The 12,819-nt window shown below is 70.1% G+C and carries 11 protein-coding genes; 6 read left to right on the top strand and 5 right to left on the bottom strand.

The features are described 5' to 3' along the window. The first annotated feature begins 64 nt into the window (after positions 1-64). Together dxr and EZE58_RS00605 are read left to right on the top strand one after the other, a co-directional pair. Entirely contained in the window at positions 65-1,339 is a 1,275-nt protein-coding gene (gene dxr, locus EZE58_RS00600; protein WP_009378360.1) for a 1-deoxy-D-xylulose-5-phosphate reductoisomerase, read from the top strand. After that, the gene (locus EZE58_RS00605; protein ID WP_009378361.1) at positions 1,336-2,856 is read left to right on the top strand and encodes a site-2 protease family protein; all 1,521 of its coding nucleotides are present in this window, start codon (positions 1,336-1,338) and stop codon (positions 2,854-2,856) included. The genes dxr and EZE58_RS00605 overlap by 4 nt, the downstream gene beginning before the upstream one ends. A 27-nt stretch (positions 2,857-2,883) precedes the next feature. On the opposite strand, the gene EZE58_RS00610 is transcribed toward EZE58_RS00605, so the two are convergent. Then, positions 2,884-4,359: a serine hydrolase domain-containing protein gene (locus EZE58_RS00610; RefSeq protein ID WP_009378362.1), complete on the bottom strand. Its 1,476-nt coding sequence runs from the start codon at positions 4,357-4,359 to the stop codon at positions 2,884-2,886. A 211-nt stretch (positions 4,360-4,570) separates the two neighbouring features. On the opposite strand from EZE58_RS00610, the gene ispG reads away from it, so the two are divergent. Both ispG and EZE58_RS00620 read left to right on the top strand, forming a co-directional pair. Then, entirely contained in the window at positions 4,571-5,719 is a 1,149-nt protein-coding gene (gene ispG / locus EZE58_RS00615; RefSeq protein WP_009378363.1) for a flavodoxin-dependent (E)-4-hydroxy-3-methylbut-2-enyl-diphosphate synthase, read from the top strand. An 11-nt stretch (positions 5,720-5,730) separates the two neighbouring features. Next, positions 5,731-6,609 carry a DUF4081 domain-containing GNAT family N-acetyltransferase gene (locus EZE58_RS00620; protein WP_100227458.1) on the top strand — a complete coding sequence of 293 codons (879 nt, stop codon included), beginning with the start codon at positions 5,731-5,733 and terminating at the stop codon, positions 6,607-6,609. A 27-nt stretch (positions 6,610-6,636) separates the two neighbouring features. On the opposite strand, the gene EZE58_RS00625 is transcribed toward EZE58_RS00620, so the two are convergent. Together EZE58_RS00625 and EZE58_RS00630 are read right to left on the bottom strand one after the other, a co-directional pair. Next, positions 6,637-7,029 carry an RNA-binding S4 domain-containing protein gene (locus tag EZE58_RS00625; protein ID WP_009378365.1) on the bottom strand — a complete coding sequence of 131 codons (393 nt, stop codon included), beginning with the start codon at positions 7,027-7,029 and terminating at the stop codon, positions 6,637-6,639. Positions 7,030-7,040: 11 nt separating this feature from the next. Then, entirely contained in the window at positions 7,041-7,772 is a 732-nt protein-coding gene (locus EZE58_RS00630; RefSeq protein WP_051995550.1) for an NUDIX hydrolase, read from the bottom strand. 192 nt (positions 7,773-7,964) lie between these two features. On the opposite strand from EZE58_RS00630, the gene EZE58_RS00635 reads away from it, so the two are divergent. Then, the gene (locus EZE58_RS00635; protein WP_167559570.1) at positions 7,965-9,875 is read left to right on the top strand and encodes a proline--tRNA ligase; all 1,911 of its coding nucleotides are present in this window, start codon (positions 7,965-7,967) and stop codon (positions 9,873-9,875) included. A 10-nt stretch (positions 9,876-9,885) separates the two neighbouring features. Then, entirely contained in the window at positions 9,886-10,695 is an 810-nt protein-coding gene (locus EZE58_RS00640; RefSeq protein ID WP_167559572.1) for a TSUP family transporter, read from the top strand. A 79-nt stretch (positions 10,696-10,774) separates the two neighbouring features. Here EZE58_RS00640 and EZE58_RS00645 read toward each other — a convergent pair whose 3' ends face one another. After that, entirely contained in the window at positions 10,775-11,794 is a 1,020-nt protein-coding gene (locus EZE58_RS00645) for an aminoglycoside phosphotransferase family protein (RefSeq protein WP_119296456.1), read from the bottom strand. Further along, positions 11,791-12,747 carry a hypothetical protein gene (locus EZE58_RS00650; protein WP_009378430.1) on the bottom strand — a complete coding sequence of 319 codons (957 nt, stop codon included), beginning with the start codon at positions 12,745-12,747 and terminating at the stop codon, positions 11,791-11,793. Before EZE58_RS00650 ends, EZE58_RS00645 begins: the two co-directional genes overlap by 4 nt. Positions 12,748-12,819: the final 72 nt, after the last annotated feature.

Here is a 12,819-nt window from a genome sequence, read left to right on the forward strand (position 1 = left end):
CCGCCCACGCCGAGAAGTCCCTTGTCGAGTCATTTCCCAGAGAACTTTGGCATCATCGGTAGGCGTGAGCGAACGTAATGTCATTGTAGTCGGGTCGACCGGGTCGGTCGGCACTCAGGCCCTCGACGTACTGGCCGAGAACGCAACGGATTTCGCAGTCGTCGGCCTTGCCGCAGGGTCCCAGGTCGACCTTCTGCTCACCCAGGCGCTCGACTTCTCCGTCCCCGTCATCGGGCTGACCTCTCCTCCCGCCGGCGGTGAGGACGACGTGCGGAAACGGTTGTCCGAACTCGCCGCAGACCGCGGAATCGATGATCCCGTTCGTGAGATTCATCTGGGGGAGACCGCCGCCGAGGCGGTCGCGAGCCGGTCGGCCGACATCGTCCTCAATGCCGTGACCGGAGCCGCCGGACTCGGCGCGACGCTCGCGGCGCTCGAGGCCGGCACCGACGTCGCCCTGGCGAACAAGGAGTCACTCATCATCGGCGGTTCCCTCGTCCTCGACGCCGCCGAGCGCACCGGCGCCCGCCTCATCCCTGTCGACAGCGAGCACTCGGCGATCGCGCAGGCCCTGCGCTCTGGCACGCACGGCGAGGTCGCCAGGCTCGTCATCACCGCCTCGGGCGGGCCCTTCCGTGGCATGACCCGGGAAGCGCTGCGCCGCGTCACCCCGGCCCAGGCGCTCAAGCATCCGACGTGGTCGATGGGATCGATGATCACGATCAACTCGGCGACGCTCGTCAACAAGGGGCTCGAGGTCATCGAAGCCCATCTGCTCTTCGGCATCGACTTCGACGACATCGAGGTCGTCGTCCACCCGCAGAGCCAGATCCACTCGATGGTCGAGTTCACCGATGCCTCGACGATCGCCCAGATCTCCCCTCCGGACATGCGGCTGCCCATCGCCTACGCCCTAGGCACCCAGGATGACGGCACCCCCCGCCGGATCCCCTCGGGTGCCGTGCCGAACAACTGGGGTCAGCCCATGCACTGGTCGTTCGAACCGGTCAACCATGTCGCGTTTCCCGCGCTCAGCCTCGCGATCGAGGCGGGGAAACGGGCCCGGAGCTACCCTGCGGTGTTCAATGCCGCCAACGAGGTCCTCGTCGAGGCATTCATCGCCGGCGACATTCCGTTCACCGGCATCGACTCGGGTCTCGAACGGGCCCTGGCCGCCCACGAGCCGGCCTCTGAACACAGCGTGGAGACCGTGCTCGCCGCCGACGCGTGGGCCCGTGGGTTCGCGCGCGATCACGTCGCCGCACAGACCGGTGACGCACAGCCCGACGCTCAGCCCGCGGTCGTCGCCGCCGGGCGGTCGAGCGAGGTGAGGCGATGACGGTCGTCCTCTTCATCCTCGGGATCGTCCTCTTCCTCATCGGCATCTCGATCTCGATCGCGCTCCACGAGCTCGGTCATCTCACCCCGGCGAAGCGGTTCGGGGTCAAGGTCACCCACTACATGGTCGGCTTCGGGCCGACCCTGTTCTCGTTCCGCCGCGGTGAGACCGAGTACGGGGTCAAGGCCCTGCCGCTCGGCGGGTTCATCGCGATGCCCGGCATGTACCCGCCGCTCGAGGCGACGAAGCAGCGGGTGGGCGAGCCGGCCGTCGCCGGGCGGACCGACGGCGCTGCCGCACAGTCGGACGACCGCCTCGGCGAGGGTGCGGAGCTCGCCCCGGACACGGTGCCGGATGAGGGCCGGGTCACCGATGAGGACATGCTCGGCGATGCCGAGCGGCGCCCAAGGAAGCGGAAGGGCCGGCTGTTCGAGAACACGATGGCCGATGCCCGGGAGATGTCGAACGACGAGATCGCACCGGGGGAGGAGCATCGGACGTTCTACGCGCTCAGCGTGCCCAAGCGCCTCGTCGTCATGTTCGCCGGGCCCTTCGTCAACCTCGTCCTCGGGATCATCATCATGGCGATCTCGCTCATGGGCATCGGGGTGATGACGCCGACGACGACGGTCGCCACCGTCGTCGAGTGCGCGGTGCCCGCCTCGGAGGCGGCAGAGCGACCCGCATCACAGCAGAACTCATGCCAGCCCGGCGATCAGCTCACCCCCGCGTGGGAGGCCGGGTTCGAGCCCGGCGACGAGATCACCGCGGTGGCAGGTGTCCCGACCGAGAACTGGGATGAGCTCTCCTCGGTCATCAAGGACCACGCCGGCCAGCGCGTCGACGTCGACTTCGTCCGCGACGGGCAGGCGCAGGCGGTGTCCGTGCCGATCATCGCCCACGAGCGTCCCCGCGTCGACGACCGGGGGCGTCCGCTGACGAACCCCGACGGCAGCCCGCAGACCGTGACCGAGGGCTTCCTCGGCATCGGGCCGGTCCAGGAGCGTCAGCCCCTGCCGCTGGCGGAGTTCCCGGGCGCCGTGTGGGATCAGGTCACCGGCGTGTTCAAGGCCATCGTCACCCTCCCGGTCAAGCTCGTCGACATCGCGCAGGTCGCCACCGGTGCGAAGGAGCGTGACGCCGAGGGTCTCGTCGGCATGGTCGGCGTCGGCCGCGTCGCCGGCGAGATCGTCTCCACCGATGAGCTCCAGGTCGTCGAGAAGGCGCAGCTCGGCCTCGGGGTCCTCGGCTCCCTCAACATCTTCCTCTTCGCGTTCAACATGATCCCCCTGCTGCCGCTCGACGGCGGGCACATCGCCGTCGCCCTCTACGAAGGGGCGAGGCGGCGGATCAACCGGTGGCGCGGACGCGGGAAGATCGGGCCCTTCGACACGGCGAAGCTGTTGCCGCTCACCTACGTCGTCATCAGCCTCATGCTCGCCATGACGGCACTCCTCGTCTACGTCGACCTCGTCAAGCCGATCACCCTCGACGCGATCTTCCGTTCGGCCGGGTAGGTCGGCCGGCGCTGCCTGCTCAGGTGCTCACTCGCTCAGGGTGATCGCTTGGACATCGCCGAGGTGGTCGAGCCGAACGGTGATCGCTGCCCCCTCTGCCACGGTGACGGTTCCGAGCAGTCGGGTCTCCATCGTCAGGTCGTCGACGGTGACTGGTCGGGTCGCATCGACCCGGTGCGACTCGAGCCAGGCTGCGGTGCGCTCCCTCCTCTCCTGTCGTGGCTCGTCGAGGTCCATGTTCACCGCGAAGTGCGCATCGGCGAACGCGTCATCCCACGTCAGGGTCGCGGCCACGGCACCGAGGACGGTGCGTCCGGTGCGCGGACCCGGCGGCAGCGGGTGCGTCGGGGCAGGTGCGGTCTCACGCTCGAGCACGGGTGAGGCCCGTGTCACGGGTTCGTCCCGGCGGAGGCGAGGGTTCTCCTCGGCGCGACCGATGGCGGTCAGCCACGCGGCGTCGACGGCGTCGCGGACGATGCGCTCGGCCGGATAATAGGTCGTGTTGCCGAGGACGACGATGCCGAAGCCGAGGTCGGGGAACCACCGCATGTGCGAGCCGTATCCGGGGTAGCCGCCGGAATGGCAGAGGACACGGCCGAAGCGGGAGTCCTGCCGGTGCATGAGGCCGTAGCCGTAGTGGACCTCCTCGGTGTGCAGCCGGCTCGTCTCGACGGCGATCGGACGGTGCGGCCGCTGGTTCGCGGCGAGCACGTGCGACCACGCACCCGGTGCCGTGTTCGCCTCGGCGTCGAGGGCGTCCATGTGGATGGTCATCCACTGGCAGATGTCGTGGGCTGTCGAGACCATGCCGCCGATCGCCGAGAAGGCGCCCGGCCGCGTCGGGGTCAGTCTGTGCGCTCTGCCGAGCCGGTCGATGCGCAGACCGGGGACGAGGTCGGGGAAGTCGGCGACATCGAAACCGGTGCGGGGCATCTGCAGGGGTCCGGTCACCTCGGTGGTCACCATCTCCGGGAACGTGCGGTCGGTCACCGACTCCGCGGCGAGACCGAGGAGCGCGTAGCCGAGGTTGCAGTACTCGAATCCGGTGCCGGGATGAGCGATGGGCACGAGCGGGCGCTGGAGGAAGGTGAGGAAGTCGAAGCGGCTCATCGACTCCATCCGGTCCGCCCACGGGTCGTCCCTGCCGAATCCCGTTCCCATGGTCAGGCACTCGCGGGCGGTGAGCTCGCCGACGGCGGTGCCCTTGAGGTCGGGGACCAGGAAGTACATCGGATAGTCGTAGTTGAGCCCGCCGTTCTCGAGCGAGCCCATGACCGCTGCGGTGAACGACTTCGTCATCGAGGCGATCCGGAAGGGACGGTACGGGTTGGTCAGCTTCGCCTCGGCGTGACCGGGTCCGTTCCTCACGACGATGCCGAACGCCATCTCCCCGCCCACGGCCGAGAGCTCCCGCTCGGCACGGTGGAGCCGGTCGGCGATGACGTCGAGGTCCGGGCGCACCGGGGCGATCGTCATGCTCTCCGCCTGCGCCTGTTCGTCCATGTGATCAGTGTCTCATCCGGCACTGACACGACGGGGTCGGGGCCGGTGCGGACCGCGCGGCGCTGACAGGCAACGCCCAGGTCGTGAGGGATCCCACCGGGGGCGACCGGTCGCGGACGCACCGATCGACCTACAATGAGAATGACTCGTACTATCGGGCCGAGGCGGCTGCGATCCAGCCGCCGACAGCCGAAATGAAGGGATCGTCTTCGTGACATCGGTCAACCTCGGAATGCCAGCGCCCCCGCCTCCCGTCCTCGCACCTCGGCGGAAGACCCGGCAGATCCACGTCGGGAAGGTGGGAGTCGGCTCCGACTACCCGATCAGCGTGCAGTCGATGACGACGACGCCGACGACGGACATCAACGCGACCCTCCAGCAGATCGCCGAGCTCACCGCCTCGGGCTGTGACATCGTCCGCGTCGCCTGCCCGTCAGCCGACGACGCCGCCGCTCTGCCCGCGATCGCCCAGAAGTCGCAGATCCCCGTCATCGCCGACATCCACTTCCAGCCGAAGTACGTCTACGCCGCGATCGACGCCGGCTGCGCGGCCGTGCGCGTCAACCCCGGCAACATCCGCAAGTTCGACGACCAGGTCAAGGAGATCGCGGCCGCGGCCAAGGACGCGGGCACCTCGATCCGCATCGGCGTCAACGCCGGATCGCTCGACAAGCGGATCATGGAGAAGTTCGGCAAGGCCACCCCAGAGGCGCTCGTCGAGTCAGCCGTGTGGGAGGCCTCGCTGTTCGAGGAGCACGACTTCCACGACTTCAAGATCTCCGTCAAGCACCACGACCCGGTGATCATGGTCCGGGCCTACGAGATGCTCGCCGAACGCGGCGACTGGCCCCTCCACCTCGGCGTCACCGAAGCCGGCCCCGCCTTCCAGGGCACGATCAAGTCGGCCACGGCCTTCGGCGCCCTGCTGTCGAAGGGCATCGGCGACACGATCCGGGTCTCGCTGTCCGCGCCCCCGGTCGAAGAGGTCAAGGTCGGCAACCAGATCCTCGAGAGCCTCAACCTCAAGCCGCGCAAGCTCGAGATCGTCTCCTGCCCTTCGTGCGGTCGGGCCCAGGTCGACGTCTACACGCTCGCCGAGAAGGTCACCGCCGGACTCGAGGGCATGGAGGTGCCGCTGCGCGTGGCCGTCATGGGCTGCGTCGTCAACGGACCCGGTGAGGCCCGCGAGGCCGACCTCGGAGTCGCCTCCGGCAACGGGAAGGGACAGATCTTCGTCAAGGGCGAGGTCATCAAGACCGTGCCCGAGTCCCTCATCGTCGAAACGCTCATCGAAGAGGCCATGCGCATCGCTGAGGACTCCGACGTTCCCTCCGGTCCGCCGGAAGTCGTCGTCGGCTGAGAGATCCCGATGTGTTGAGAATCGCTCCACTCGGGCATCGGCACACCGCGTGGCTGAAGAGCCAGCTGACCCTCAATCCGTGCGAGAACGTCTACCTGCTCGCGCTCCTCAACGTCACCGGCACCGCGCAGACCGGGTCCCCGGCGGGAGCCCTCTACGGGGTCTTCGACGGTGACCGGCCGGTCGCCGCGTACTGGGTGGGCGGGAACATCATCCCGGTCGCAGCCACGCCGGCGACGAACGAGGTGCTCGCGCGCAAGCTCAACGCCGACGGCCGGTCGTCATGCTCCCTCATCGGCCGGCGCGAGGTCATCATGGACCTCGACTCCCGGCTGAAGTGGGGGAGGCCGCGCGGGGTGCGGGGACGCCAGCCCCTGCTCGCGATCAGCTCCGATCCGCTCGTCGACCCCGACCCGGACGTCCGCCTCGCGACCGTCGACCAGCTGCCGACGGTGTTCCCCGCCAGCGTCGACATGTTCACCAAGGAAGTCGGCTTCTCGCCCATCGAAGGCGGGGAGTCGAGCTATCTCGCGCGGGTGCGCGGCATCATCCGCGGCGGGAACTCGTTCGTGCGCATCTCCGATTCCCTGCCCTCCGGCCAGCCCGCGCCGAGGTGGCCGGCCACCGACCGTACCGAACAGGTCCTCTTCAAAGCCGACATCGGCATCCGCTCACCCCGGATCGTCCAGGTCCAAGGCGTGTGGGTCCACCCCGAGGCGCGCAACCAGGGACTCGGTGCCGCAGGCATGGCCGCCGTCGTCGTCCAGACCCGCGCTGCCGGGCACCCGACGGTGAGCCTCTATGCCAACGACTACAACGAGGCGGCGCTGCGGATGTACCGGCGCGTCGGCTTCGACCAGGTCGGCACCTTCGCGACCGTGATGTACTGACGCGCAGCGCCCGGAGGGTTGCTGAGATCAGCGCTCGGGGCGGCGGCCGCGGAGCCGGTCGAGGTCCCGGCGGTCCTTCTTCGTCGGCCGTCCCAGCCCCTTGTCGCGCTTGGGGACGAACCCGCGCAGCGCAGGGTCGGGGGCCGGGGTGAGATCCTCGTAGGCGCCGACGGCGATCGCGGCCCCCGGCCTCGTCGGGAGGATGCCGGTGATCCTCCAGACGAACTCGGTGCCCGCCTTGCGCACCCGCACCTCCTGGCCGATCGTCACCTTCTGCGCGGCCTTGACCCGCTGCCCGTCGACCTGGACGTGGCCGCCCCGGCACGCCTGGGTGGCGAGGCTGCGGGTCTTGAACATCCGCACGGTCCACAGCCACACGTCGATGCGCACCGTCGCGCCCGGTGTCCGGTCAATGTCCACGGCAACCGCCCTCACTGCGCATGGATGCCGACTCCCGGCCCGTCGAGACCGCCCCTGGAGTCCTGCCGCAGGGCGATCTCCGAGCGCCTCGTGAACGTCTGCGCCGGCCGGCCCCGCCCCTGGGTGACCGCGCGGCCGGTGGCGTCGAGCAGCGGCAGCATCGTGCGGCGGAACGTATCGGCCTGCAGCTCCTCGCCGGCGACGACCTCGTGGAGGCTGCGCAGCTGACGCAGCGAGAACTCCTCGGGCAGCAGCCCGAAGGGGTCGGGTGTGCGCTCGTGGAGGGCGCGGAGCCGGTGGACGGCGACGCGGACGATCTCCTGGTGCTCGTCGCTGAGCTCGGCGACCGTGTGCACGGGCACGAGTTTGCGGGGCACGCCCTCGTCCCCACCGGCGACGCTCCCGTCGTCGGCGCTCTCACCGAGTCCGACATCGGCGGCCGAGAGGACGTCGAGGTGGGCCACGGAGATCACCCAGCCCCGATCGTCGCGGTCGGGCTGGTCGAAGACGTGGAGCTGGACGGGGGAGCGGTCGACGAGCTGAGCCTTCTCCCGCAGGCACCGGGCGACCGCCTCGGCGAGACGCTCCTGCGGTCGGAGGATCGACCCGGGAAGCTGCCAGCGTCCGTCGCGGGAGAGGGTGAGGAGCACGTGGAGCCCACGGTCGGGCACGGGGCAGAGGACGGCAGTGTCGACGGCGACCGAGGGCCGGGGGAACTGGGACAGCTGGGTGGTGTCAGGCATGCTCTTCACGATCGGGTCAACGGAATCGACAGCGCTGACCAGTCTAGTTGGCTCCCGATCCACCGGAGAAAACGGTCCAGCTCACCTGTCGGACTCGCACCGCCGGACGGGGACGGCCAGGCGAATGGACGCACGCGCACGCGGGCGGATAGTCTTCGATCTGTCACCCGAGTCGCCCAAGGAGATACGCCCATGGCCCTGCGCATGTCGTCGCTGTTCGTCCGGACCCAGAAGGAAGACCCGGTCGGCGCCGAAGTCGCCAGCCACAAGCTCCTCCACCGCGCCGGCTACATCCGCCGTTCGGCCCCCGGCATCTACACGTGGCTGCCGCTCGGACTCGCCGTGCTCGGGAAGATCGAGGCGATCGTGCGCGAGGAGATGGCCCGCGCCGGGTCGCAGGAAGTCCACTTCCCCTCCCTCCTGCCCGCCGAGGTGTACAAGCAGTCCGGGCGCTGGGAGGCCTTCGGTCCCGACCTCTTCAGCCTCCAGGACCGGAAGAAGAACGACTACATCCTCGCGCCCACGCACGAGGAGTTCTTCACCCTCCTCGTCAAGGACCTCTACTCCTCCTACAAGGACCTTCCGCTCTCGCTCTACCAGATCCAGACGAAGTACCGCGACGAGGCCCGCCCCCGCGCCGGTCTCCTCCGCGGGCGCGAGTTCATCATGAAGGACGCGTACTCCTTCGACATCGACGACGCCGGACTCGACGCCTCCTACGAGGCGATGCGGGTCGCCTACCTCCGCGCCTTCGCCCGCCTCGGCCTGCCCTGCCTGCCGGTCAAGGCGACCCCGGGTGCGATGGGCGGATCGGGCACCGAGGAATTCATCTACCCCTCCGAAGTCGGCGAGGACACCTTCGTCCGCTCGGCCGGCGGGTACGCCGCCAACGTCGAGGCCGTGACCTCGATCGTCCCCGATCCGATCCCGTTCGACGGCATCCCCGCCGCCCATGTCGAGGACACCCCGGACACCCCGACGATCGAGACCCTCGTCGCCGCCGCCAACGCCGACCACCCCCGCGAGGACCGCGAGTGGACCGCCGCGGACACGCTGAAGAACGTCGTCTGCGCGCTCACCCACCCCGACGGCACCCGCGAGGTCATCGTCATCGGCCTGCCCGGCGACCGCGAGGTCGACCTCGACCGCGCCGCCGGAACCGGGATGCTCAGCACCGGCGAGGTCGACCTCGAGGCCGCCACCGCGGAGGACCTCGCGATGCACCCCGAGCTCGTCAAGGGCTACATCGGCCCCGGCCTCGACCTCGAGCACCCGGTCCTCGGCCTCGAGGGCTCGACGAAGCTGCGGTACTTCCTCGACCCCCGCATCGTCCCCGGCACCCGGTGGATCACCGGGGCCAACGAGCACGGCAAGCACGTCTTCGACCTCGTCGCCGGCCGTGACTTCGTCGCCGACGGCACGATCGAGGCCGCCGAGGTCGTCATCGGCGACCCCGCCCCCGACGGCTCCGGACCGCTCGAACTCGCCCGCGGCGTCGAGATCGGCCAGATCTTCAAGCTCGGCCGCCGCTACGCCGAAGCCCTCGACCTCACCGTCCTCGACCAGAACGGGAAGACCGCGACCGTGACGATGGGCTCCTACGGCCTCGGCGTCACCCGGGTCATGGCGTGCATCGCCGAGGAGTACCACACCGAGGCGGGCCTCCTCTGGCCCCAGCACCTGGCCCCGGCCGACGTCCACATCATCGCCGCCGGCAAGGGTGAGGACATCGCCGAGGCGGCTGAGGCGCTCACCGCCGAGCTCGAGGCCGAGGGGGTCAGCGTCCTCCTCGACGACCGCACGAAGGTCTCGCCCGGGTTCAAGTTCGCCGACGCCGAGCTCATCGGCATCCCCACGCTCATCGTCGTCGGCCGGGGACTGGCCGACGGGGTCGTCGAGGTCCGTGACCGCTTCGCCGACGACAAGCGTGAGCTTCCCCTCGCCGAGGTGGTCCCCACCACCGTGGCGAACGTCCGTGCCGCCTACGCCCGGGCTGCCGCCGCCGGCGACGCCGCCGTCGTCGAGGACTCGATCGAGGCCGCGATCGACGACGCCGAGGCCGCCGCCGCGAGCGCCGAGGCCGAGTCCGCACCGAAGGCGTGACCGGGCGCCGATGAGCGAGGTCCTCACCGGCGGCATCGACGTCACCCTCGTCATGCTCCTGTGGCTGCTCGCCGCGGGAGCCCTGGCCGGGTGGATCGACGCCGTCGTCGGCGGTGGGGGACTCATCCAGCTCCCCGCGCTCCTCCTCGTCCCGGGAATGACCCCGGTCCAGGCGGTCGCGACGAACAAGGTCGGGTCGATCGCGGGGACGACCGCCTCGGCGGTGACGTACCTCAGACGGATCACCCCTGACCGGTCCGCGACGATCCCCGCCGCGGCCACGGCCTTCCTCGGCGCCGTCCTCGGGGCCAAGCTCGCGACCCTCGTCCCCGCAGGTCTCTTCACCCCGAGCATCCTCGCAGCCCTCATCGGGGTGGGGCTGTTCACCCTGCTCAACCCCAGCCTCGGCGCCGATGTCAGTCTCCGCTACGGGGAGACCTCGAAGCGCCATCACGCGCTGTCGTGGCTCATCGGGCTCATCATCGGCGTCTACGACGGAGTGCTCGGCCCCGGCACCGGGTCCTTCCTCGTCATCGCCTTCGTCTCGATCATCGGCTTCTCGTTCCTCCAGGCCTCGGCGACGGCGAAGGTCGTCAACTGGGCGACGAATTTCGGGGCACTCGTCTACTTCGTCCCCGACGGCCAGGTCGTCTGGCTGCTCGGCCTCGTCGTCGCCGCCGGCAACGTCGTCGGCGGGATCATCGGGGCGCGCACCGCGATCGCGAAGGGCTCGGGCTTCGTGCGCATCGTCTTCGTCGTCGTGGTCTCGGCGATGATCCTCAAGCTCGGCTACGACGTCGTCTCCGACCTCATCCGGTAGGGGAGCGGGGCCTCAGGCGGCCCGGGCGCTGGTCACCGCGCCCCTCGTCGGGCCGCCGCGCGCCCACCCGCTGAAGCGCCTACCCGATGGCCTTGAGGGCGTGCGCGTCGACGCCGAGGACGTCGGCACCGGTGAGCGCTCTGGCCACCCACAGGGAGCGCGCGGCGTCGGCGAGGGACTCCGGGGTTCCGTTCCGGGCAGAGCGGAGGTACCAGAACATGTTCGTCACCTCACGGGCGACCGCCGCACCGATGCCGTACTGCGGATCGATGCCGGCGTGGTAGGCGAGGTCGGCGGCGAAGCCGCGCAGCCAGGCCGCCTGCTCCCGGGGGATGCGGGAGGGGATCTCCGTCAGCCGATTCCACAGGACGGGGGCGATCGTGTACGCCGTCGGCCCCGACAGCGGCTGCGGGTCGATCGCCTTCCACGTCGAGACGCCCGAGGCGTCGGGGTTGCCGGCAAGGATGTTGTAGTAGTGGAGGTCGGCGTGGATGAGCCAGTTCTCCTCCGAGGTCGCCAGCGTGTGCATCCAGGTGCGGGCATGCGCGAGGACGTGGGCGTCCTCGCGCACGGTCTGCGACCATCCGCTCAGCAGCGTCGCATCGGCCTCGAACGTCGACAGCCAGCCCGCGGCCATGTCCTGGACGCGCATGAAGTCGGGCCCGGCGGGGATCTCGAGGGACTTCTGCAGCGCACCCCACACCGGCGGCACCTCGGCGAGGGGGAGCACGGAGAGGTTCGCCTTCGTCCGCAGCCGCTCCTGCAGGGTGACCCGGAAGCTGCGGTCGTCGCGGATCACCCGCACCGCTCCGTGCCCGTTCCACATCTTCAGCGCCCGCAGCGCCTGCGCGTGCGCGGCCGTATGCGCCGAGGTGGGGGCCGCGAACCGAAGCACGCCTTGGTAGTTCTCCTGGGTGAGGACGGGGATGACGAGACTCTCGCATCCGGCCCAGGGGGCGCCGGGGACCTCGTCGAAGCGCAGATTCCACCGCTCACCCAGCTCATGGGCCATGAAGTCGAGGGCTGCGACCCAGGCGTCGGTGCGCGCGGTGCCGATGATGTCGCGCGTCGACCGGTAGAGGACGGGCGGGACCCTCACGTCCCGGCCTTCGGCGACTCCGGCCCGGCGTCATAGGTGTAGCGCAGCGGCTGCGGTGCGGCGAAGGCCTCCCTGGCCCGCGCCGACTCCCACACCCGCAGGGCCGCGGCCGGATCGGTGCGCAGCCACGGCAGCAGCGAGGCGGCGACCGCGTCCTCGAGGGAGAGGGCGAGCTGCGCGGCCGACTCCGCATCCGTCGGGCTCGGATCGAGCTTCCAGGCCGGGGCGTCGGGGCCGGCCGCCTTCTCACCGAGGTTCTCGAGCATCTCTCCGACCAGCGATCCGAGCGATTCGAGCCGGTCGAGGGCGCTCTGCCGCTCTCGGGACTTCCGATCGAAGTGCACGGCGAGGCGCTCGTAGCCGTACGCGGCGGCGCGGGCCTGATCGAGGATCGTGTTCCAGTCCTTCGCCCCGCCGTCCTGACCGGGTGAGGAATCCGGGGCCGCCTCGGCGGGGGTGGCTCGGGCATCGTCGGCGGCACCGGCGAAGGCCTCACGGAGGCGTTGCTCGGCACCCTCGCGGATCTCAGCGCGCACCGTTCCCGCGGTGAGCGCGCACCCGGTGGCGACGTCGGTGAGGACGGGGATGAGACCCGAGCCGAGCTGGGAGACGGCGTCGAAGACGGCCGTGGACACCGCCTGGGCGGCATCGAGGTAGGAACGGGGCTGCTCCGTGGGGGGAGGTTCGGTCGCGAGCTCGCTCGGCGGGGCCCAGACGGGACCGATCGCGTCCCGGAGCTTCTGCAGGTCCTCACCGGCGGTCTCGGGATCGCCGTCGGTCACCGACGCCTCGGCGAGGATCCGGGCGATGCGGTTGCGCAGCTCCTGGGAGGCATCGAGCGTCGGGATCTCCGGGGGAGTGTCGAGGCGCAGTCCGCACCCGGAGAGGAGGCCGAGCCCTGCCCCCGCCGCGCCGACGATGAGGACGGAACGACGGGTGAGGGGAGAACGCATAGGGCAATCGTAGCGGATGCTTAACCTTCGCCCGGGGTCTCGCATAGGGTGGGATGCACCGGTGACGGGACC

Source organism: Brevibacterium sp. LS14 (assembly GCF_012027885.1).
GTDB classification, from domain to species: Bacteria; Actinomycetota; Actinomycetes; order Actinomycetales; family Brevibacteriaceae; genus Brevibacterium; species Brevibacterium casei.

Excerpts from the sequence above, each read along its gene's own strand:
- EZE58_RS00605 (WP_009378361.1), top strand. The coding sequence starts at position 1,336 with ATGACGGTCGTCCTCTTCATCCTCGGGATCGTCCTCTTCCTCATCGGC.
- EZE58_RS00610 (WP_009378362.1), bottom strand. The coding sequence starts at position 4,359 with ATGGACGAACAGGCGCAGGCGGAGAGCATGACGATCGCCCCGGTGCGC.
- EZE58_RS00630 (WP_051995550.1), bottom strand. The coding sequence starts at position 7,772 with ATGCCTGACACCACCCAGCTGTCCCAGTTCCCCCGGCCCTCGGTCGCC.
- EZE58_RS00635 (WP_167559570.1), top strand. The coding sequence starts at position 7,965 with ATGGCCCTGCGCATGTCGTCGCTGTTCGTCCGGACCCAGAAGGAAGAC.
- EZE58_RS00640 (WP_167559572.1), top strand. The coding sequence starts at position 9,886 with ATGAGCGAGGTCCTCACCGGCGGCATCGACGTCACCCTCGTCATGCTC.
- EZE58_RS00650 (WP_009378430.1), bottom strand. The coding sequence starts at position 12,747 with ATGCGTTCTCCCCTCACCCGTCGTTCCGTCCTCATCGTCGGCGCGGCG.